Raw genomic sequence first — 21897 nt, 5'->3', positions numbered from 1 at the left:
GATCTTTTCGATGACGCTACCGTTTTACTGGCAGGTCGTCACAACCGCGCGGCGGTTGAGCGGCTCACGCACACCGTCGCCGGTCTGCACGGCGAGGTCCGTTTCGCCCTTCGAAGCCTTCTCGCACAGTTCCTTGCCCTGAGCGGAAAGAGCACCGGCAACCGAGTCGGCACGACGCTGGCCAAGAGCCTGGTTGTAGGCGCTGGAACCGGACGTATCGGTGTGACCAACCACAGCCAGCGGCGTGGAAGTCTCGGACACGATCTGGTCGATCACGGCCTGGGCTTCCGGCGTCAGGTTGTACTTGTCGAAACCGAAATAGATGGTCCAGGGGCCGGCAGCCTTCTTCTGGCAGTCGGTCAGAGCTTCCCAGAAAGCGGCCTTCTCGGCTTCCACGCGACCCGGCTGCACCGGACCACCTTCGCCACCGAGCCAGGAACCGTTTTCGCCGAGCTTGTTGTCGCTCGCCTGTTCCACCCAGCCATCATAATAACGCTGCGCCTTGGCGCAGGCGCAGGCACGTTCGCTCGTGCGTCCGCCATCGTCGAGAGCTGCGAGCAGCTTCTGACGAGCATCCTGAAGTTCCGGGAGATCGCCCGGCAGAACGCCCATGGTGGCCGGATCGTACGGCATCACATTCTGGCCGGCCGCAGCGGCACGACCCTTCTTCACGATCTGGGCAGTGTCCACCCAGTTGCAATCCACATAAGCCTCGGACGTGGCGCGATCCTGATATTCGCGCGCGAGGCACGCGTTGAACGTATCTCCCTGAATGTCCTCATGCAGGTAGGATTCGGCCGTCCACGTGCCGCAGCCTGCCAACACAAGGAGGGAGGCCAACGCTGTCAGCCGGGAAAAGATTTTCATCCCCATCTCCGTCACTATTTCGCACATGCCCCCGCATAGGCCGTCCTAGGACCGGCCCATTCTGGAAAGCGCTCGGTCAATTGGTTGCAGGAATCCCCAATCCCTTCAACAGCTATCGCAGTCGATATGACATTTCTGCGTCAGTCGTGCCGTGGCGGCCACAGTGCGGCGTTAACGAATGCGCAAATTCCATAATATCCGCCCAAATTAGCGTCATATTAGGTCAGTAATGCTGTCCTTTTACGGAATCGCCCCTTTTTGGCACTTCGTGTCCCGGGATTAAGCGGCCTTTTACCAATGCCCCCCAGTATAGAGCCTGAGCCAAGGCCATCTCCCGAACCAAGTAGCGGGACTGCCCATAATCGAGGACGAGAATGACACAATCGATTCTGATCGTGGACGACGATCCCGCTCAGCGCCGCATCCTGGAAGAAGTGGTGAAGCGCGACGGCTATCGCGCGGTGCCCGTGGAGAGCGGCGAGGCTGCCCTCGACTACCTTCAGGGGCCGTCGGGCTCGGAAATATCGCTCATGGTGCTCGACCTGGTCATGCCGGGCGTGGGCGGCCTTGAAGTGCTGGAGCGCGTCACACCGCAAAAGCCCAACCTGCCGGTCATCGTGCTGACCGCCCATGGTGGCATCGAGACGGTGGTGAATGTCATGCGCGCGGGCGCGACGGATTTCGTGGTGAAGCCCGTCAGCCCCGAACGCCTGCATGTGTCGATCCGCAACGCGCTCAAGGTCAACGCGCTGACGGGTGAAATCTCCCGTTTGCAGAAGAAGCAGCAGGGCAAACTCACCTTCGAAGACCTCATCGCCTCCAGCAAGGCGATGGAAAACGTCATCCGCCTCGGCAAGCGCGCCGCGCAGTCCAACATTCCGATCCTCATCGAAGGCGAATCCGGTGTCGGCAAGGAGCTGATCGCCTCGGCCATTCAGGGCGAGAGCGACCGGGCCGGCAAACCCTTCGTGACCGTGAACTGCGGCGCCATCCCGGAAAATCTCGTCGAGAGCATTCTCTTCGGCCATGAAAAAGGCGCCTTCACCGGCGCTGCCGACAAGCATGCCGGCAAGTTCCAGGAAGCCAATGGCGGCACCCTCTTCCTCGATGAAATCGGCGAACTGCCGCTCGACATGCAGGTGAAACTCCTGCGGGCCCTGCAGCAGGGCGAAGTCGATCCCGTCGGCTCCAAGAAGCCGGTCAAGGTCGATATCCGCCTCATCTCGGCGACGAACCGCGACCTGCTCGAAATGGTCAAGGAAGGCCGCTTCCGCGAAGATCTCTATTACCGGCTGAACGTCTTCCCCATCCATGTGCCGCCGCTGCGCGAACGCAAGGAAGACATTCCCGAACTCGTCGCGCATTTCGTTCGACGCCTCGCCGCGGAGGAAAACAAGCAGGTGATCGGCATCTCCGATCAGGCGCTGGCCATGCTGCGCGCCTTCGACTGGCCGGGAAACGTGCGGCAGATCGAAAACACGGTCTTCCGTGCGATCGTGCTGGCGGACGGCGAAAGCCTGAACGTGGACGACTTCCCGCAGGTCGCCAGCATGATCGGCGGCTATGCCGAAGCGTCCGCCTCTCCGGCCCCTGCCCCGCAACCGGACTATTACAACGAGGCGCCGGCGGCGGCGCCTGTTGCCGCCGAGCAGCCGGCCTATCGCCCGCAGCCCGCGCCGCAGCAGCACACGCTGGCCGATTTTGCCCGCTCCAACTTCGTAGACGGCATTTCCGTCACCGACGATGCGGGCAATGTGCGCAAGCTTGAGGATATCGAGGCGGAAATGATCCGCCTCGCCATCGAGAAATATCGCGGCCACATGACCGAAGTTGCCCGCCGTCTGGGCATCGGCCGCTCCACGCTGTACCGCAAGGTCCGCGATCTCGGCCTCGAAGTTCGCGAACGCTGATATGGAAAGAGGGGAAGCGCAAGCGCTTCCCCTCCCATCCGCATGCCGCCAGGGGTGGGCGTTCGGGTGTCACGCCGGACGGCAGCCCGCGGATACCGTCGACGCCATCCCCAGCTTCAGCAGTTCTTTCCCTGATAGATCCCTGTCAGCACCTGGCGGCGAACGCCTGCGTCGCGGGCACGCTGCTCGGCCTGAGCCTTTTGCTGCCCGGTGAGCTGCCCGGCCGCGTTCGTAGCCTGCATGGCGCCCACGCCCCCGAAATAGCCGACGAAAGACGTCGCCACATTCGACACGGTCGACGTCATCGCGGCGCTCGACGCATCCGAGCTCGCCGCCTGTTCGATAGCCTGCGTTTCTTCGATTTCAGCCCGGAGCTGCTCGCAACTCTTCTTGCCGTCATCCACCTGCGAGGCCGCCATGGTGGAACCAGCCGGCGCACCGCCGCCGCCCATATAGGCCCCGCTGGCCGCATTGGCCGCGCCCATATAGGCGGCCGCCGTGTTCGCCCCGCCGATACCCGTTGTCTGGCACCCGGCCAGCATCACCGCCAGCCCCGCTGCAAAACCTGCAATCGCGATCTTTTTCATGACCCATTGTCTCCATTGCCCGGACGGCACCCCATGTCCGTCCGCCAGCATGCGACAATTGGTAAGTGGCCGAGGCACATGGCTTAATAGTGCAAATGGACCATAAATCGCCGGAGCCACCCGGCGGCCGGAGGGCGTTGCCTAACCGGCATCGTCTCCGACAAGCGCTTCCAGAACCTCCCGGTGGAGACGCGAGACCACGGCATGCCCCTCACCCGCTATGGTGCGGAATTCGGCAAGCTCGAGCTTCATCTCATCGATCCGGCGCCGAAGTTCCGCCAGCGGCACGATCCGGTCTTCTTCCCCATGCCAGATGTGAAGCGGCGCAGAAAGCCCCGTCAGATCGATGTTCACACCCTCCAGAAAAAGCGCCGATTCCCTCAGCAGCCCGCTATAGGTCAGCGCCACCGATTCCATCACGGCGTCGATCATGTCTTCCACCAGGTCCGGCTCGTCCTCCAGATAGGCGATGTCTCGCGGGGACTGCTCGAAAAAGCTGAAAACCAGCGGCCGCATGAAACGCCGGGACATCTTGGCCCGCAGAATGAAAAGCGTGGAATCCAGCACCCAGGGATAGCGGCGCAGATTGCTGAAGAAATAGCCGAGCATGCCGCGCCGCCCCGGCTCGCCTTCCGGCGCCCCGAAACGCGGCGCCACCATCATGTATTTCACGATGCGCGATCCCATGCGCGCGGCAACCGCGAGCCCGAAAGGCGCGGAGGACGACCGCGTCAGCAGGGAAAACTTTTCAAGCCCGATCTTGTCCGCCCATTCCTCGACATCGCGCGCCGCACTTTCGAATGTCATCTCGGGGTCGGCGGTCGAATAGCCGGTCCCCGGCCGCTCGATAACGATCAGCCTGACGCCGAGTTCCGCGGCCGATTGCGCCTCCCTGTGCCAGACCAGGCTGCTCCTGAGCGAGCTTTGCATCAGCACCACTGGCGTTCCATTGAGACGTCCATAAACGCGATAGGCAATGCGCCGCCCGTCGTTCAGCTCGACGAAACGGTGCGGCACATCGTGAATGGCCGTCCCGAAACCTGCGATTTTCGCCTCTTCCTCGGTTCCGAAACGGATATAGGCCGATAGCTGGCTCAACTGCGTCAGATGCCGGACGAGATCGCTCTGCCGGTTGATGCCGAGTTTTTCGAAGATGCTTTTGAGCTGATTTCGGGCGGTATTGACGGTGACGCCCAGATCCTCCGACGCCTCCTTCAGCGACAGCCCCTCCTGGAGATGCGAGGCCAGCCTTGCTTCTGCGCGGCTGAGGCCCAGCGCCCGGCGAAAGACATGGTTGCGCCGCGCGGGCGGGTCCGGTTCCGGCGCGATAATGGCTATCGCCCCGTCACGCTCTTCCATCGGCAGCGAAATCGTATCGCGCAGACCGCGCGGAAGGTTGGCTTCCGGCACCGCATAGCCGACGACCGACTCGTCTCCCGCCTCGTCATAAAGACGGAACAGCAGGGGCAATCCATCCGCCGTGGATTTGAGCTGCCCGATTACCTCGCCCAGCCTTGCCTCGTTCTCCGGCATCGAAAAGGAAAGCCGCGCGCCCGGCGACACACCCTGCGCCGCATAGGGCGCCAGAAAAACCTCCGCGCCGCGCGAGCGGGCAAGCACCCGCCTGTTTCGCCCGAAAACGAGATAGGCATAGGAGCGGGAGACATCGTCCTCCGCCTGTTCGCCATGGAGCCGGCCTGCGATCTCCTGCGCGCGTTCCAGATGCGACCGGATATTTTCCACCGAGGCAGCCATGTCCGGCTGCTCCTCGCCCAGCTCGATCTGCCTGAGGAAGCGCGTCATCTCCTCCCAGTGATAGGGGTCGGAGGCATAGGTGTAGACGGCATCGACCACCGCGGAGAAATTCATGTCCGCGGCGGCAGCTTCCACACCGTCCACTATATTCGGCTCCCCGGCCCCGCTTTCGCGATTGCCGGCCTCTTTATCGGCCACATCCACCCCCGAACGCCTGCCGGGCCGCGTTCAAGACGAAGGCGCCAGCACCCCATAGCTTGCCAAGTTTGGACGAAAGATAAAAGGGAAACGACGACCCCCGCCCGGACCGCCGCAACACATCGCGCCCGAGACCTTCGATCGGCCGAACTCATCCGTAGACGAATGAATAATCAAAGGACTGTCCGGCTCAGACCGCACCGAGCCCGGATAGCTCTCGATACCATTCATATAATGGCAAGCCTAACGTATTGACGTTTTCGACCGCAGGTCGTCCGGAACCTTGAACGGATCGGCCTCGGGGTTCTGGCCTACCGTCATCTGGTTGGTGACAAGTTGCGTGCCGACACCATCTGAGGGTTTGGACGATAGCGGAATCTCCGCGCCGGGAAGCTGCACCTCGTCGACATGGGTCAGATCCGGGTCATAGCCGGAGATGTATCCGATGTCGTCGATAGACCCTTCATCCTTGAAGCCCCATTTTGCACCGCCGGACCAGAAGCACGCGCTTCCCCCATCCTTGCGTTTTGTCATCAGGCACGGTTGGCCGGCGATTGTCGTCTGGGATGTCGTTGTCTCCGCCTGATCGGCTATGCCGCCATAGCCTTGCTTTCTCAACTCGGCCATCACCGCGGCTTCTTCGGTTTGGGCTTTCGTCTCTTGTGCCTGGCTCCCCGCAGGGGCGGCGTTTCGGACAACCCGATACGCCGGATCTCTTACGACTGTGCCATCGTCCAGATTGATCGAATACGCCCCATGCGCATTGGCGACGGCCTCACGTTCACTGCGGATCTCTGTGAAGTGGCACTGTTTTGTGCCTGAGGGCCCCATCTTGAATCCCCAGCTGACCGAATGGATCGACATGTTGGAGCCCTCATACCAGATGTCGTAATAGGTATGCCCCAACTTGGCGATCGCATCGGAACTCAGCGGCGTGAAGTCGAGGGCCGCTCCTGCTTTGCGGCACACCGCCGCGGCTTCTTCGTAATCTTGCCGGACTGCCGGTGCGTCATCTCTCACCACCCAGGCCTCCTGCTGAATATGGATCGGCGGCGTTTCGGGCGCCACATTCGTGGCCGCATCCGCTTGAGCGGACATTCCAAATGATCCGGCCATAAGCGCCGTCACGGTGAGCACCTGAAACTTGTTGCCTGGGCGATGTTTTCTTTTCATGGCGAGCTCCTCATTTGCGTCCGCGGATAGTATTCCTATGCTTGTGGCATCATTGTGGACGCACGCCCGATCCCGGAAACTGCAATCGATGCGACAACGCCTTTCAGCAAGGAAGTGTGCGATGCGAACACCTGGATCCCGTTCTGTTGCTTTCGGGGCGTTCCTGTCGGTCCTGTGCGGCGCTGCTGCTCCCGCCGTCTCCGCAAATATCCGTCCGGTTGCCTATCCGACCCTCCCTCCCATGGTAGACAGGGCGCAAGCTGTCGTACCCGATGGGTGGCGGTCTTCTTCCTTAGTGTGGGGCGACTTGAACCGGGACGGGCACAAGGATTTCGCTCTCCTGCTGCGCGACAACGACCCCGCACTGAGACCGTCTCAATCCTTCGACACCAACCCCTATATGCTCGCGATCTATTTCTCCGATGGAGACGGTCAATATCGAAGAATCGCGAGCAACCACCGCCTGATACCGCGTCACGACTCCCCTGCTCTCGAAGACGTTATCGACAGTGTGACCGGCGGCGGTGTGCGGATCGAAAACGACACATTGCATGTGTCCCTCGGGCTTTTTTCCGGCACGAGCTCCGGCATGGGACGCCTCGGCTTCACCTTTCGGTGGCAGGACGGGCATTTCGTCTTGATTGGCTTCGACAGCTACGAGGTGAACCGCGCGGACGGTTCCATTTCCTCAGACAGCTACAATTTTCTGACAGGGCGCAGAAAACACGGTGTCTCGTCGATCGATTCCGACCAGACGAAATTCACCTGGAGCAGCTTCGCAAGGCACAGCCCGCCAACACTGAATGAGATAGGCGACGGCACGGCATTCGATCCGACCGCGCAGTAAAACGGAACGCAGAAAAATCAGGAGAGGTTCGGACAGGATGCGTCCGCCAGTGGCGCCTATCCGGGATATCTACGTTCTCTACACCATACCGAGCGCGTGCATATAGAGTTCCAGAACCGCTTCCTGCTCCTGGCGTTCGGCCTTGTCCTGTTTGCGCAGGCGTACGACCTGCCGCAGCGTCTTGGTGTCGAAGCCGTTGCCCTTGGCTTCGGCATAGACTTCCTTGATATCGTTGGCGATGGCGGCCTTTTCTTCTTCCAGCCGCTCGATGCGCTCCACGATCGAACGCAGCTGGTCCTGCGCCACGCCACCCGTATTCACGCCCGTATTCACATTGGTCTCCACAGGTGTGTTGCCGTCAGCCATGTGCGCCGTCCCGCCTTCTTGCGATTTTAAGGATCAAGGGCCGGGACGATATAGGACTGCGCTGCCATCCGGCAAGAAATGCATTTCAAAAAACTGTGGATATCGGATGTGCCGCAATATGCGCGCTCCTTTATCCACGCCTAATCAGCCATGAGCCTTGGAGGCCGCCTCGAAAGCCGCCTGCTGTTCCGGCGTCGCTTCCTTCTGGTACTTGGCCTTCCAGTCGGCGAAAGGTTCTCCATAAACAATCTCGCGGGCGTCATCCTTGGAGAGATCGAGACCCTTTTCCGCCGCCGCATCCTTGTACCAGTTGGCAAGGCAGTTCCGGCAGAAGCCCGCCTGGATCATCAGATCGATATTCTGCACATCGTGGCGCTCACGCAAATGCTGGAGGAGCCTGCGAAAGGCCGCCGCTTCGAGTTCCGTTTGCGTCTGCTTGTCCATCTTTCGCCTCGCTTTCCCGTTGATCACTCGCTCCGGCAATGCCGCGCAATCGCCTCGAGCGTTCGCGCACGGCCTGCTTCGCCCTTGATATTGCCCGCCACGAAATCGTCGAAAGGCAACTCCGGCGCGGTCAGACCGTGGAGACGCTTCTGCATGTCGGGCTGGACCAGCGCCTCAAACCCGTGGCCGGACTGGGGCACGGCGGCAAGCGCCACCGGCTTTCCGTCCATCCTCATCGCCCCATGACACGAGATATAGGCATCCACTTCAAGACCGGAAGAGGCATGGAGGTCTTCCAGATAGAGAAGCGATGAATCGATACGGTGCAAATTATACTCGACGCCGAGATCCTCCGTCGCATTCATGATCTCGAGCTGACGCCGCGTGAGCAGCGTCACATGCACCTCCGCCGATGCGGTGTCCACCGGCTCGAGCGTCGCCGGTATGGAGGCATAGCCTGAAAGTGCCGCCGCATAGACCACCGCCCAGTCGTCGATCCGCGCCTTGAGCACGGGCACGATCTCGGGCACCCCCTCCCCGCCGGGGAATTTCTGCAAAAGCCGCTCCGGCGCGGAGTTGGAGCCATGCGCCAGCACGATCACGCGCTCGTCGAGCCACTCTTCCTGCCCGGCCCTCTCATCGCCATAGAGCGCCGACATCAACTCGCCCAGCGCGCCGTTTCCCGCAGGAGAGCGCACCCGCGTATCGCCCAGATTGCCGAGATCGAGCGTGTCGAGCGGCAGCACCCGCCCGTCGGCCCAGACGAAGGAGCCTTGCGGTTTCTCGAACGGATAGGCGAGCGCAAAACGCACGGCATCGCGGCGGTCGGATATGGCCGGGGACAAACGGGTCTCCTCTCCTGAAACGATCTCTAACGTGACAAATCCTTGCGCGGCGCATAATACCGGATCGGCCCGTAAACGCATCGGCAGCGAATGCAGGAGACTTGATGCGCGCGCAAAACGACGAATGGCGAAAGCAGCTCACCGCCCTCTACGAGGCGGGTCTGCGCGCGGCCCTGCCTGCACAATGCCTGCCGCCCTGCCTGCCCGCCCCGCCTGAAAATCCGGGCCGTCTCGTCATCTTCGCCATCGGCAAGGCCGCCGCCTCCATGGCTGCCGCCGCGGAAGACTGGTACGACGAATACTGGCCCGGCACCGAAATTCGCGGCCTTGCGCTCACCCGCTACGGCCATGCTTGCCCCACCCGCCATGTGGAGGTGATCGAAGCCGCACATCCCGTCCCCGACGAAGCGGGGCTGGACGGCAGCACCCGCCTGCTGGCCCTTGCCGAAAGCCTGACCCTGCACGACCGCGCGCTTGTGCTGCTGTCGGGCGGCGGGTCCGCCCTCGCAACGCTGCCGGCGCAAGGGCTGACGCTCGCCGACAAGCAGGCCGTCACCCGCGCACTCTTCGCAGCCGGCCTGCCCATCACCGCCATGAACGGCCTGCGCAAACATCTATCGCGCATCAAGGGCGGACGGCTTGCCGCCGCCATACACCCCGCGCCCTGCACGACGCTCACCATCTCCGACGTGGCAGGCGACGATCCCAGCACCATCGCCTCCGGCCCTACCGTCACCGATCCGACGACACTGGATGAAGCCCGCGCGATCCTCGCCCGGCTCGAAAAGCATCTGGATGGCGGGATCGCGGCCCGTATCGCCGCCGCGCTCGACGCGGCGGGCGAAACGCCCAAGCCTGGCGATCCCGCTTTCGCGGAAGACAGCTACCGCATCGTCGCCAGCGGCAACGCCGCCCTCAAAGCGGCAGCGACGCTCGCCCGCGAGCGGGGATACGAACCCTTGCTGCTGGGCGACGCCGTGGAGGGCGAGGCGCGCGAGGTCGCCGCGAAGCACGCCGCCCTCACCCTGAAGCTCCGAAACGAGGGCGTGCGCACGGCCATCCTGTCGGGCGGCGAAGTCTCGGTCACTTTCGGCCCCAATGCCGAACCGGGCACGCAAGGCGGCCCGAGCCAGGAATATGCGCTGGCCCTGGCACTCGCCCTCGACGGCGCGTCCGGGATCGCCGCGCTGGCCGCCGACACCGACGGGATCGACGGCGGATCGGGCGACGCTAACGACCCGGCAGGCGCCTTTGCGCTGCCGGATACGCTTTCACGCGCCGCCAAAGCCGGGCTGGACGCTAAAAAACACCTCGACCGACATAACTCCGGCGCATTCTTCGCCAGAATAGACGATCTCTTGAAGACCGGCCCTTCGTTCACGAATGTGAATGACTTTCGGGTCATCCTTGTCGAACCGGACGAATCCCCTTCGTCTCAGGAATGAAAGACCCTTGGAGCCCCCCGTGACACGCAGGCGCAACGTCAAAATCATCGCAACGCTCGGCCCCTCTTCCGACAGCCCGGAAATGATCCGCGCACTCTGGGAGGCCGGCGCGGATGTCTTCCGGCTGAATATGAGCCATCTCGATCATCCAGGCCTCAAGCGCCTGCATGGCGCCATCCGGCAGGTCGAAGCGGAAGTGGGCCGTCCCATCGGCATTCTCGCCGACCTGCAGGGTCCGAAACTGCGCATCGGCGAAATGCATGACGGCGCGGCCATGCTGGAAAACGGCGACTCTTTCCGCCTCGACATGAAAAAGGAGCCCGGCACGCGCGAGCGCGCGCCCATGCCGCATCCCGAAATATTCGATGCGCTGATGGAAGGCGACGCACTGCTGCTCGATGACGGCAAGATCCGGCTGCGCGTTACGAAGAAAGGCAAGGAGTTCGTCGATACGGAAGTGCTGGTCGGCGGCCGCCTCACCAACCGCAAGGGCGTGAGCTGCCCCGACACGATCCTGCCGCTGAAGGCTCTCACCGAAAAGGACCGCCGCGATTTCGACGCCGCGCTGGATCTTGGCGTGGACTGGATCGCACTGTCCTTTATCCAGCGCCCGGACGACATTGCCGAAGCTCGCAAGATCGCTCAGGGACGCGCCGCCATTCTCGGCAAGATCGAGAAGCCGCAGGCGCTGAACCATCTGGAAGAAATTCTAGAAATTTCCGACGCCATCATGGTGGCGCGCGGCGATCTCGGCGTGGAGCTGCCGCTGGAGCAGGTGCCCGGCTGGCAGAAGCGCCTGACCCGCGCCGCCCGCCGCGCCGGCAAGCCGGTGGTGGTGGCGACCCAGATGCTGGAATCGATGATTTCCTCGCCTACGCCCACACGCGCAGAAGTGTCGGACGTGGCGACCGCCGTCTTCGAGGGGGCGGATGCGATCATGCTCTCGGCGGAATCGGCGGCGGGCCAGTTTCCCGTCGAAGCCGTACACATGATGAGCCGCGTCTCGGAATCCGTCGAAGCCGACCCGACCTATCCCGGCATCATCTATGCCCAGCGCACCGAACCCGAAGCGACCGGCGCGGACGCCATCAGCGCCGCCGCGCACTCCGTGGCCGACACGCTCAATGCCGCCGCCATCGCCTGCTGGACCAATTCAGGCTCCACGGGGCTTCGCGCGGCGCGAGAGCGGCCCCTGATCCCGATCCTCGTGCTGACCCCCATACGGGAGACTGCGCGCCGCCTCACCCTTGTCTGGGGCCTTCACTGCGTGCTGACGGCGGATGCGAAAGATCTCGACGACATGGTGGAACGCGCCTGCGGCATTGCGCTTGAGGAAAGTCTCGCCCAGCCCGGCGAGCGCATCGTCATCACCGCGGGCGTACCGCTCGGCACACCCGGCGCGACGAACATGCTGCGGATCGCCTTCGTGGATCGCTAGACGCCGGATCCCCGGTCAGTCCGCCGCTTCGCGGATTTCAACGCTTTCATCCGGCTGCACCGTGACCTCGCCTCGACGCGGCGCTTGCCCGCGCACGAGCCTCAGCACCGCATCCGCGACAACCTCCCGCCGCTCGTAATGGGGCATGTGCCCCACCCCTTTGAGTTTGACGAGTTCCGAGCCTTTCACAGCATTGTGGAAGGCATAGGAATGAATTTTCGGCGATACCGTGAAATCCGCATTGCCGGTGACGACGATGACCGGCGCCGAGATCTCGTCATAGCGTGCGCTCTGCGCCGCGAGATTTTCCTTCAGGTTGCGGACATCCTCGCTGTTCGCACCGAATTCCCTGGCCCGGAAGATCATCGGCAGACCGATGGCTTCCGCATATCCGCCGGGCGCGTCATTGGGTTTGAACGTCGCCATGACACCGGCGGGCGCGAGCAATTGCGCAGCAGGCGTCATCAATGTGCGCAGAAACAGGCTCCCGACCAGCGGCGTCGCAATCACATCGTGATACCAGGCGATACCGCCCGGCCAGGGATAAAGCGCGCCCGAAAGAGGCACGATACCGGCAATCTCATCGCTGAATTCGACCGCATAGGCGGCTGCCACCGCGCCGCCCCAGCTATGACCGAGAATGACGGGCCGCTCGATCCCGAGATCGCGCACGGCCTGACGGATAATCCGCGCCTGAGCGGCAGGGCTTGCCATATCCGACCCGCGCCCGCTCCAGCCCCGTTCGCTCCAACCATGACCCGGCCGGTCGAAGGCGAGAACGCATGTCTCGGCGGCCAGCACATCGCCCAGCGCATTCATCATGTCGCGCAGATTGCCGCTCGCGCCATGAATGAGCACCACCGGCGCAACACCGTCCCGCAAGGCACCGCGTTTTTGATAGTGAAGCCGGACACCCTCCACCTCCACAAACTCGCCGACCGGCGGATAGCGCCGCTCGATCCGCCAGCTCGTCCAGGCGGAATAGATCCAAAAACCGACAAGAAGAAGGAGGAAGGCCCCCGCCACATAAAAGATCATCTCTGTCACCATGAAAACGATACGCCCGAAAGGCGGTTCCGGATCGGCATGACGCCGGTGCCAGCCGTCGTCAGATCCCCCGGCCTTCCACCTCCGGCTTCAGATGCCTGATACGCGCCGGGACGCCCTCGAGCCAGGGGTCGAGCTCCAGCGCCCGGCGATAGGCATCGAGCGCGCCTTTCTTGTCTCCCAGATCTTCCAGAATGACGGCAAGCCCCGCCAGCGCCTCGAAATGGCGCGGCTCCAGCCGCAGCACATGCTCCAGATCGGCCAGCGCGGCGGAATAATCGTTGAGAAGGAAATGCACGGCCGAGCGCTTGTTCCAGCCTTCCGAATAATGCGGCGCGAGCGACACCACCTCATCGAAATAGAAGAGCGCGTCCTCATAATCCTTGGCCGCGAGAGCCTTCAGGCCATGCGACATGAGAAGCCCGATGCTGGCGCTACCCGACGCCATCCAGACTTTCCGGATGGCACCTTCCAGACCTTCGGCGGCCTCCCGGCTCTTGGCGGCTTTCAGCTGAGCGAAAAGCATGTCCAGCACCTGCTCGCGCGACCGCCGCTCAGGCGTCTGCTCAGGGGCCGGAGGCCCGGCCTCTTTCGCCTGCGGCGCCGCCCCGGCTCGTACGGAAGAGGGCGCCGAGGCGAGGCCGGCTATGAGAAGGAAGGCCAGAAGACCGGAAATGGGGCTGCGCAATGAGGCCATGGCGCATGATAGGCGGCCTTTCGCGCGCCCGCCAATCCGAAGATCGCGCGGCGCTCAGAGGTCCTGACGCGACGTATCGGGAAATTCGAGGATGAAATCCGGCCCGAAAACCGCGGACGGCGTCTGGAACCCGGCCCCGCCCTCATCGTTCAGCACGCGCGCGACGATTTCGAGCGAGGTCATGGCGGTCAGCCGGTAGCCTTCCGGCGTCGTCAGCCGCGACGATACCGTCTCGCCCTTTTCGTTCGACGCCTCGCCGTAAAGCTCCATCCGGCCCGTCTCGCGCGCCACCTCGTCGGGGCCTTCCGGCTCCTGATCGATCCGGCGCTTAAGCATGCGCTGCATCGGCCCGAGGCTGAGGACCCAGCGCATCAGACCGCCCATGCCGGCCATCTGCTTCATCTGCGCATTGGCTTCGAAATAGACGGAGATATTGGGAATGCCGGTCGAGTGATAGGCCGTCGCGACATCGCCCCAGCCCACGGCAACCGATTCGACCAGCCCCTTGCCGAAATCGATCTCGCGGGCGAGCGCGCCCCGGGCCCGCACGATCCGTCCATCCTTGCGGATGCGCGTGCCCTGCCCGATGCTTTCGATACCCGTCTTGGCCGTCCCGCGCGACATGCCGCCAAAGCCCGAAATGCCAAGCACGAGCTCGGTCGCATCCGGCATCCGCGCCTTCATATGCGCGGCCAGGCAATCGGACGGCACCACATCGAAACCGGTGCCGGGCATGACCATGATGCCCGCTTCCTTCGCCTTGGCATCCATCGAGGCGCAATATTCGAAGACGTCGATCTCGCCGGTAATGTCGAAATAATGCGTGCCCGTCTTAATGCAGGCATCGAGCATCGGCTTGCAGGTCTGGGAAAAAGGCCCGGCGATATTGAGCACGGCATCCACTTGCGAAAGGCCTGCCTCCAGCGCTTCCGGCTCGTCGAGCGAAATCGCCTGATAGTCGAAGGAGTGCTGCGCGGCGATGCCCTTCAATCGCGCCTCGTTACGGCCCGCCAGCAGAGGGCTCATACCCGCCTGTTTCGCGGCCTTGGAGACAAGCTTCCCCGTATAGCCCGTGGCACCGTAGATCATGAAGCGTTTGGCCATCTGGCTTTCCCCTGTCTCGTCTGGTGGTTTCCGAGCGCGCGACTGCCTCTTCCAACTATACCGTCAGACCCCGCCGGTCAAAGAAGGCCGAGATCCTCAAGCTCCCGCCGCAGCGCATCCGCATTCGTGAATTGAATGCCGTGAACCCCGAGCTCGTTGGCCGCGGCCACATTCTCCGGCAAATCGTCCACGAAAACAGCCTCATCGCTTCTGAGGCCGAATTTCTCCAGCGCATGGGCGTAAATTTCCGCATCGGGCTTGCGCATCCGCACCTGCCCGGAGACCACAATGTCGCTGAACTTGCCCAGAAAGCCATAGGCATCGGGGTTTCCCACCCCCTCGATCCGATGCGGCGGCCAGACCTGATGGGGCCAGTTGGTAAGCCCGTAAAGCGGCACACCCTTCCCATGCAGCGCATCGACGATCTCGATGCTCTCCGGCATCGGCCCGCCGAGAAAGCGATGCCATTCCAGCTCATAGACCTCGATCAGATGTCGCATCTCGGGATGCTCGTCCTTGAGCGGCGCCAGGCACGCGCTCATCGACCGCGGGTCGTCATGAACCGCGTCATACATCTTGGGGAAGAAGCGACTGAGAAAGGCGACGCGATCGCCTGCATCCGGCAGATGGGGGCGGTAGGCCTCATGCGGATCCCAATCGATCAGCACATTGCCCATATCGAATATGACGGCACGGCGTGTCATGTCCCCCCAGCCCTCCCCTTCCGCGTCAACCGGCCAACAAACAAAAAGGCCGCGTCCGGAAACGCGGCCTTGTAACTCGTTGTCGGCATGCGTGCGACATGCCCGGCCATCCGGCCCGGTTCAGCCCTGACGGGCTTTGAAGCGGCGGTTGGTCTTGTTGATGATGTACACGCGGCCTTTGCGGCGGACCAGACGGTTGTCGCGGTGCCGGTTGCGCAGCGAACGCAGCGAATTGCGAATCTTCATGTCTCAACCTCAAAATGGGGCCGTCTGCCGGTGCCCGGGCCGCGCTGGCGCTATACCGCTGCCGCCCATGGCCCGCTATTGGACCGCCTTGTCGATGAATTGGCGCGAAACCTAGAGGGACGGCCCTGCCCTGTCAACCGGGAGAATGCCGTAATCCTCCCATATTTCAGGGCTTCCGGGCACTTTCCGGCCCATCTGACCGCCTCGGCTTTTCACCATCGCGGATTCGGGCTAAACCGGAGCCAACTCGAAAATGGCGCGGGCGTCACCTTCGGCCCCGGCGCGACGGAATTAGTATTGGATCTGTATCATGGCCTACGACGAAGCGGAGTGCTCCGCCCCGGAACGTGCCGCCAAAGAGGCGCGCGCGGCGGAGGAAGCTCAAAAGACCAGAGAGCAGCTGCAGGAAGAATGGGAAAATCGCGGGCCCACACCCCCGCATATCCCGGACGAAGACATCATTCGCCACCGCCCCCAATGGTTCAAGGAGGCGCTCGACGCCCCGCGCACCGAGCACTGGCTGGAAGTCGACGGTGCGAAGATCCATTACTATCGCTGGGGCAATGACGACCCCAAGCGCCCGGGCGTCCTGTTCGTCCATGGTAATGGCGCGCACGCCAACTGGTTCCACTTCATCGCACCGCTGATCTCCGACCGATACAACGTCGCCTCGATGGATCTGGCGGGCATGGGCGACAGCGAATGGCGCGAGAGCTATACGCGCGAAAGCTTCGCACGGGGCATCGGCGAGGTGGCGCTCGCCGCCGGGCTTGGCCCCAAGCCGGTTATCTGCGGCCATTCCTTCGGCGGTTTCGTCACCCTCATCGCGGGCAAGCATTACGGCGACAAGCTGGGCGGCCTGATTCTGGCCGACTTCACCGTGCGCCCCAGGGAAGATGCGCATGAATGGTTCACCCGGGACGGCAACCAGCGCCGCCCGACCCGCATCTATCCCGACTTCGAAAGCGCGGTCGCCCGTTTCCGCCTTGCGCCGCTTCAGGTCTGCGCGAACCAGTTCATCATCGACTACATCGCGCCGCTGAGCCTGCGTGAGGTGAAGAAGGGCGACAATCCCGGCCGTGCGCCGTCCGACGAGGCCGGCTGGACGTGGAAGTTCGACGGCCCCGCCTTCAACGGGCTGAAGATGGGCGACGATCACGCCGAAATCTATGCGGGCCTGCCCTGCAAGGCGGCGTCCTTCTTCGGTCAGTACAGCAAGGATTACGAGCCGGAGCGGCTGGATTTCATCCGCGGCCTTCGCCCCGGCAGCCCCGTCTTCACCATCGCCGGCGCCCAGCACCACATCATGCTGGACCAGCCCCATGCCTTCTCGGCTGCTGTCGCATCCTTGATGGGCCAGTGGGAAGCCGACGGCGCCCTCGGCTAGAAGCGATCAAAGGAGGGGACGATGAGTGCGGAACGAAATCGGCCTCTCCTCCCCTTCTTCCTGCTGGTCTTCCTGCTCTCGGTTCCCTTCTGGATCGCAGGCTATGCCGCAGAGGGGCTGGCGAGGCTCCTGCCCGTCGCCCTGCCCGTGAGCGCACTCATGGCGTTCATGCCGGCGCTCGCCGCGTTCATACTGCTCTGGCGACAGGAGGGACGCTCCGCCGCCATCCTCCTTCTCAAAAGAAGCTTCGACGTCGCCCGCGTGAAGAAGCGCCGCTGGATCGTCGTCGCGGCCCTCTTCATGCCGGCCATCCTTTTCGCCACATGGCTTGTCATGCGCGGCGCGGACGCGCCGATACCCTCACCGGTCATTCACGTCGCCGCGCTGCCGCTTCTGTTCGCGATGTTCTTCGTCGCCGGACTAGGCGAGGAACTGGGCTGGCAAGGCTATGCCTATGACACGATGGAAAGGCGCTGGACGGCGCTGCCGGCGGGCCTTCTCCTCGGCATCGTCTGGACGGTATGGCACGTCATTCCCTATTTCCAGACGGGACACGGCACCGCATGGGTGGCATGGCATTGCGGCATGACGATTTTGCTGCGGGTGGTCACGGTCTGGCTTTATTTGAATGGCGGACGCAGCGTCTGCATTGCCGCCTTCTTTCACGCCATGTGCAATGTCGCCTATTTCAGCTTCCCGAACTCAGGCTCGCATTACGATCCGGCGTTCGCCTTCCCGGTCTTGCTGGCAGCCACCACCGCCATCGTCCTGCTCTGGGGCCCGAAAACGCTGGCGCGCTTTCGTTTCGGCTAATGCATCGGCTCAGTGGTAGCCGATGCCTTCTTCTTCATCCTCGAAATCATCCGCCCGCTGATCGAGATCTTTCATCAGCGGGTGGAAGACGGCAAAGCCGAGAATGATGACCATCAGCACGCCGCACATGATGAAGGGTGCGAAATGGTGCCAATGGTAGAGCGGTATGCCGACAAAGGGGTTGATGACATGGCCCGTCGCCGCGGTGGAGCCGATAATGCCGGCGATGGCGCCCTGCTCCTTGGGTGAGACGGAGAGCGACCCGCCTGCCTGAAGCCCCGGCCGCAGGAGCCCGAAGGCAAGGCCCGCAAGCCCCATACCGATCACGAGAACGCCGAGAGAATTCGCGATCACCAGCATCGCCGAGGCAAGGATCATCGTCACCGCCCCCCAGCGCAGCAGAAACTGCACCGACAGGTTGAAGCGCTGGATAAGACCGATCTGCGCCATGATGGTCGAAAGCGCCATCACGAGAAGCCCGATCGAAATCGCCTGCGTCGCCGCTTCCGCCTCCAGATGCAGCACATCCATGAAATAGAACGCCGCAAGCTGCATGGTCGTGGACTGACAAAGGCTCAACAACACACCCACGATGACCCAGGGCAGCACATTGGGCGCCATCAGGTTGAGCTTCACCCCGGCGCGCTTCTCGGCGATCGAGCTTTTGGGCGCCGTGCGTTCCGGCAGCAGGAACCAGATCATCAGCGCCGACAGGAAGGCCAGCACGGCCACCGCGAAGAACGGCGCGAGAATGTGGATTTCCGAAAAGGCCGCCGCGACGCCCGGCCCCACAACCGTACCGATACCGAAGGCGGCGCCGATGCCCGCCACGCCCGAGGCGCGCTCGGCCCGCGTCGTCCGGTCGGCGACATAGGCCTGGGCGGCGGGCATGGTGCCCGATCCGAAGGTGCCGAAGATCGCCCGCGTTCCCATCAGCAGCGGAAACAGGAAGGCCAAAGGCACCATGCCCCAGAGCCCGAAAAGCACGGCAAAGGCGAACAGCGTGGTCGAGACGGCAAACCCCAGAAGACCGATCAGGATGACGGGCTTTCGGCCCATCACATCGCTGCGCCGTCCCCAGAAGGCGCTGGTCATCACCCAGAGCAGGGCCGAGAGCGAATAGATCATCGTCGTCTCGAACTCGCCCATGCCAAGCTTGCGCGTGATCGGCGGCAGCACGGCGAAAACGAGCGTCTGCCCCATGCCGACGGCAAGCAGGCACATGAAGAGGATCACGAAGGCGCGCTTGCGCTCTTCCGGCGTCGTCTTGCCGACAAGAATTTCGGCCGCCTGCTTGGCCCGCTCGGCAAGTCCCGGCGCCGCGTTTTCCTGCGCGTCCCGGGTCTCCCGATCCTTCGGTTTTTCCTCTAGCTCGGACATTTCCAACCGCCCTGAATCAATAAAGCGCCTCTTTGACACGGGCGCTTGTCATCCATTTACGCCTTTTTATGCCCCTCGCCAATGGCGAGACGCTTTCCACATCCCGCAGGCGTTGAACCAAATGCGCTGCGACTGCCGCAGCGGCACGCTGCATCCGCCCTGTCCCGTTTGACTCGCGCAAAAGCCCGTCGCCTACTCTGCCGCAACAGCTATTGAGTTTCGGGAGGAAAAGGCGATGGAACTCGCTTACGCAAAAGAGGACGCACAATTCCGCGACGAGGTGCGGGGCTTTCTCGACGAGAAACTGACGCCGGAGCTGCGCCGCCGCGGCAAGCTGATGACCAGCGTCTATGCCGATTATGAAACCACGATGGAATGGCATAGAACGCTGTTCGAAAAGGGCTGGGTCGCGCCTGCCTGGCCGGTGGAGCATGGCGGCTGCGACTGGTCCGTCGTGCAGCATTACATCTTCGCCAGCGAATTTGCCGCCGCCGGCGCGCCGCCGCTTTCGCCCATGGGCGTGGGCATGTGCGGCCCCGTCCTCATCGGCTATGGCACGCAGGAACAAAAAGACTTCTACCTGCCGCGCATTCTCGGCGGCGAGGATTTCTGGTGTCAGGGCTATTCGGAACCGGGCTCGGGCTCCGATCTGGCGAGCCTGCAAATGAGCGCCGTCGAGGATGGCGACGAATATCTCTGCAACGGCCAGAAGATCTGGACCACGCATGGCCAATACGCCAACCGCATCTTCTGCCTGGTGCGGACTTCGAAGGAAGACATTCCCCAGCGCGGCATCACCTTCCTGCTGATGGATATGGATACGCCCGGCATCGAGGTGAAACCGCTCATCATGCTGACGGGTGAACATGTTCAGAACGAGATCTTCTTCACCAATGCCCGCGCGCCGAAAAAGAATGTCGTCGGCAAGGTCGGCGATGGATGGACGGTCGCGAAATACCTGCTGCAATTCGAACGTGGCGGACACGCCTATGCGCCGGGGCTGCATACGAGGCTCGAACGCATCCGCATGATCGCGGGCGAAGAACTTTCAGGCACGGGCGACCGGCTGATCGACGATACGGCTTTCGCGGAAAAACTGGCGCAAGCCTGGTCGGAAATCACCGCGCTCGAATTCACCGAACACCGCATCATGTCGAAACTCAGCCATGGCGAGGCGCCGGGCGCGGAAAGCTCCATGCTGAAAACGCGCGGCACCGAACTGAGCCAGCGCCTGACCGAGATCGCGCTGGAAGCGGTCGCCTATTACGCCGTTCCCTTCCAGCCCCACGCCACCTGCCCCGGCGGTCCCGTGCCGGGCCATGAAGCGCCGGAAGGAAGTCAGGCGCATGTCGGCCCGGACTATGCCCTGCCTGTAACGCCCAAATATCTGAACGACAGGGCGGGCTCCATCTATGCGGGCTCGAACGAGATCCAGCGCAATATCATGTCGAAGGCGGTACTCGGATTGTAAGCCTTGGGGGCGACGCGCTAGAGGAAAGCATCCACCAGCTTTTCCACCAATGCGCCGCCGACCCATGAGAAGACCGGGATGCCGAGATAAAGAGCGAAGCGGCTGGCCGTGCCGAAATCGACCGGCCATTCGCGCACCTGATCGATACGATTTTCGAAGGCGATGAGGCCGGGAAGCCGGGCGATGGCCTGCATGCCGCGTTCGTCACGGTCGAGTGCCAGGTCGCGTTCTTCCCGGATCGCCGCCCGCAGCGTGTCGAGTTCTTCCTTCTTGGTACGCACGATATGCTGATGAACCCGGATCAAGGGGGGCATCAGCACGCCGACCGCGATGACGCAAATGCCGAGGAAAAGCGGCTCGAGCGCGGTGCGCTCGATCCCCGCACTCAGAAAAAACAGCGAGCCCAGCGTCGCGCCGACGATCCACACCACCGATCGCCGCATCGCAATTCGCGTCAGCGGCGCCAGCCTGTCTATATCCAGAAGGTCGATCCGCAGATAGTGCCGCTGCAACCGGCGCAGAAACACGCCTTCCGAAATACTGAAGAAAAGTCCCTGGCCCAGAATGTAGAAAAGCACGGGCCCCATGACGAGAAACCAGATCGACACGAAAGCGACCGCCCCCTCGATGGGAGCCGGCCCCATGGGAAGAAAAAAGCGAAGGTGCAGAACATCGACGAGCCCCGGCACGGTGACGAGCATGACGAAGATGCCCAGCACCATGCCCGCATAGCCTGCCATACGGCCATACTGGAGCTGCGGACGGCCCGGAGACCGCCAGGTGGCGAGAAGGTCATGAGCCTTTTCGTCCAGCACGGGCAACAGGCGCACCATGTCTTCCCAATCGCGCAGGATGGAAAAGGACGTGACCGAAAGCGTGTATCCACCGAGCAACGAGACGACGAACGCGGCCCAGGAAAAAGGATCGAGACCGAAAACGCTCCCCGACCAGGCGCCGCGCTCCATCGTCTCGTAATTGCCCAGAAGCCAGGCCGGCAGATAGAAGCTCGCCATCAGGATTAGGGGAACGCTCGCTGCCACCACCGCCGGGCGCCCGCCCAGCCGCCAGACAATCCACTGGTCCCACGTGCCGACAATCTGGCGTTCGATACGCGTCGGCGCAGTAGTTCTGAAAATCCCGGCCTCCCTCGTCACAGCCCGTTTATTTGACCGA

At 62.9% G+C, this 21897-nt stretch carries 21 protein-coding genes; 7 read left to right on the top strand and 14 right to left on the bottom strand.

Features of this window, described 5'->3' with window-relative positions; translation table 11 throughout:
- Positions 1 to 24: 24 nt before the first annotated feature.
- Positions 25 to 867 (bottom strand): OmpA family protein, encoded by an 843-nt coding sequence (locus ACSSVQ_RS14255; RefSeq protein ID WP_454184056.1) that lies wholly within the window; start codon positions 865 to 867, stop codon positions 25 to 27.
- Positions 868 to 1241: 374 nt separating this feature from the next.
- On the opposite strand from ACSSVQ_RS14255, the gene ACSSVQ_RS14250 reads away from it, so the two are divergent.
- The gene (locus tag ACSSVQ_RS14250) at positions 1242 to 2777 is read left to right on the top strand and encodes a sigma-54-dependent transcriptional regulator (RefSeq protein WP_454184055.1); all 1536 of its coding nucleotides are present in this window, start codon (positions 1242 to 1244) and stop codon (positions 2775 to 2777) included.
- A gap of 116 nt (positions 2778 to 2893) precedes the next feature.
- Here ACSSVQ_RS14250 and ACSSVQ_RS14245 read toward each other — a convergent pair whose 3' ends face one another.
- The 3 genes from ACSSVQ_RS14245 to ACSSVQ_RS14235 all read right to left on the bottom strand — a co-directional run bounded on the left by ACSSVQ_RS14245 (position 2894) and on the right by ACSSVQ_RS14235 (position 6490).
- Positions 2894 to 3364 (bottom strand): hypothetical protein, encoded by a 471-nt coding sequence (locus tag ACSSVQ_RS14245; RefSeq protein WP_454184054.1) that lies wholly within the window; start codon positions 3362 to 3364, stop codon positions 2894 to 2896.
- 141 nt (positions 3365 to 3505) lie between these two features.
- A complete protein-coding gene (locus tag ACSSVQ_RS14240) occupies positions 3506 to 5317 on the bottom strand; it encodes an alpha/beta fold hydrolase (protein ID WP_454184053.1) in 1812 nt (603 codons plus the stop codon).
- Positions 5318 to 5560: 243 nt separating this feature from the next.
- Positions 5561 to 6490: a hypothetical protein gene (locus tag ACSSVQ_RS14235; protein WP_454184052.1), complete on the bottom strand. Its 930-nt coding sequence runs from the start codon at positions 6488 to 6490 to the stop codon at positions 5561 to 5563.
- Positions 6491 to 6611: 121 nt separating this feature from the next.
- On the opposite strand from ACSSVQ_RS14235, the gene ACSSVQ_RS14230 reads away from it, so the two are divergent.
- On the top strand, positions 6612 to 7337 hold the full coding sequence (locus tag ACSSVQ_RS14230; protein WP_454184051.1) for a hypothetical protein: 726 nt from the start codon (positions 6612 to 6614) through the stop codon (positions 7335 to 7337).
- Between the two features lie 78 nt (positions 7338 to 7415).
- Here the strand turns inward: ACSSVQ_RS14230 and ACSSVQ_RS14225 are convergent, their stop codons facing one another.
- From ACSSVQ_RS14225 to ACSSVQ_RS14215, 3 genes are all read right to left on the bottom strand, one after another.
- On the bottom strand, positions 7416 to 7703 hold the full coding sequence (locus ACSSVQ_RS14225) for a DUF2312 domain-containing protein (RefSeq protein ID WP_454184050.1): 288 nt from the start codon (positions 7701 to 7703) through the stop codon (positions 7416 to 7418).
- A gap of 144 nt (positions 7704 to 7847) precedes the next feature.
- On the bottom strand, positions 7848 to 8147 hold the full coding sequence (locus ACSSVQ_RS14220; protein ID WP_454184049.1) for a DUF1244 domain-containing protein: 300 nt from the start codon (positions 8145 to 8147) through the stop codon (positions 7848 to 7850).
- 23 nt (positions 8148 to 8170) lie between these two features.
- Positions 8171 to 8992 (bottom strand): hypothetical protein, encoded by an 822-nt coding sequence (locus ACSSVQ_RS14215; protein WP_454184048.1) that lies wholly within the window; start codon positions 8990 to 8992, stop codon positions 8171 to 8173.
- 104 nt (positions 8993 to 9096) lie between these two features.
- Between ACSSVQ_RS14215 and ACSSVQ_RS14210 the strand changes: the two genes are divergently transcribed.
- Together ACSSVQ_RS14210 and pyk are read left to right on the top strand one after the other, a co-directional pair.
- Positions 9097 to 10437, top strand: a complete 1341-nt coding sequence (locus ACSSVQ_RS14210) for a glycerate kinase type-2 family protein (protein WP_454184047.1) — start codon at positions 9097 to 9099, stop codon at positions 10435 to 10437.
- Between the two features lie 19 nt (positions 10438 to 10456).
- The gene (pyk, locus tag ACSSVQ_RS14205) at positions 10457 to 11875 is read left to right on the top strand and encodes a pyruvate kinase (protein WP_454184046.1); all 1419 of its coding nucleotides are present in this window, start codon (positions 10457 to 10459) and stop codon (positions 11873 to 11875) included.
- 15 nt (positions 11876 to 11890) lie between these two features.
- Here the strand turns inward: pyk and ACSSVQ_RS14200 are convergent, their stop codons facing one another.
- From ACSSVQ_RS14200 to ykgO, 5 genes are all read right to left on the bottom strand, one after another.
- Positions 11891 to 12925, bottom strand: coding sequence for an alpha/beta fold hydrolase (locus ACSSVQ_RS14200; protein ID WP_454184045.1), 1035 nt, complete (start codon positions 12923 to 12925; stop codon positions 11891 to 11893).
- Between the two features lie 58 nt (positions 12926 to 12983).
- The gene (locus tag ACSSVQ_RS14195) at positions 12984 to 13448 is read right to left on the bottom strand and encodes a tetratricopeptide repeat protein (protein WP_454184044.1); all 465 of its coding nucleotides are present in this window, start codon (positions 13446 to 13448) and stop codon (positions 12984 to 12986) included.
- 225 nt (positions 13449 to 13673) lie between these two features.
- Positions 13674 to 14723, bottom strand: a complete 1050-nt coding sequence (locus tag ACSSVQ_RS14190; protein WP_454184043.1) for a saccharopine dehydrogenase family protein — start codon at positions 14721 to 14723, stop codon at positions 13674 to 13676.
- Positions 14724 to 14800: 77 nt separating this feature from the next.
- A complete protein-coding gene (locus ACSSVQ_RS14185) occupies positions 14801 to 15427 on the bottom strand; it encodes an HAD family hydrolase (protein ID WP_454184042.1) in 627 nt (208 codons plus the stop codon).
- 120 nt (positions 15428 to 15547) lie between these two features.
- Entirely contained in the window at positions 15548 to 15673 is a 126-nt protein-coding gene (ykgO, locus tag ACSSVQ_RS14180) for a type B 50S ribosomal protein L36 (RefSeq protein ID WP_012110943.1), read from the bottom strand.
- A gap of 310 nt (positions 15674 to 15983) precedes the next feature.
- On the opposite strand from ykgO, the gene ACSSVQ_RS14175 reads away from it, so the two are divergent.
- Positions 15984 to 17060, top strand: coding sequence for an alpha/beta fold hydrolase (locus ACSSVQ_RS14175; protein ID WP_454184041.1), 1077 nt, complete (start codon positions 15984 to 15986; stop codon positions 17058 to 17060).
- 21 nt (positions 17061 to 17081) lie between these two features.
- Positions 17082 to 17873 (top strand): CPBP family intramembrane glutamic endopeptidase, encoded by a 792-nt coding sequence (locus tag ACSSVQ_RS14170; RefSeq protein WP_454184040.1) that lies wholly within the window; start codon positions 17082 to 17084, stop codon positions 17871 to 17873.
- A gap of 9 nt (positions 17874 to 17882) precedes the next feature.
- On the opposite strand, the gene ACSSVQ_RS14165 is transcribed toward ACSSVQ_RS14170, so the two are convergent.
- Positions 17883 to 19253, bottom strand: coding sequence for an MFS transporter (locus tag ACSSVQ_RS14165; RefSeq protein ID WP_454184039.1), 1371 nt, complete (start codon positions 19251 to 19253; stop codon positions 17883 to 17885).
- Positions 19254 to 19488: 235 nt separating this feature from the next.
- Between ACSSVQ_RS14165 and ACSSVQ_RS14160 the strand changes: the two genes are divergently transcribed.
- Positions 19489 to 20724: an acyl-CoA dehydrogenase family protein gene (locus ACSSVQ_RS14160; protein ID WP_454184038.1), complete on the top strand. Its 1236-nt coding sequence runs from the start codon at positions 19489 to 19491 to the stop codon at positions 20722 to 20724.
- 17 nt (positions 20725 to 20741) lie between these two features.
- Here the strand turns inward: ACSSVQ_RS14160 and ACSSVQ_RS14155 are convergent, their stop codons facing one another.
- Positions 20742 to 21878, bottom strand: a complete 1137-nt coding sequence (locus ACSSVQ_RS14155; RefSeq protein WP_454184037.1) for a hypothetical protein — start codon at positions 21876 to 21878, stop codon at positions 20742 to 20744.
- Positions 21879 to 21897: the final 19 nt, after the last annotated feature.

This window comes from Parvibaculum sp. MBR-TMA-1.3b-4.2, from assembly GCF_053628815.1.
Note: the sequence above shows the minus strand (reverse complement) of the source record. Positions and strands in the feature narration are given on the sequence as shown.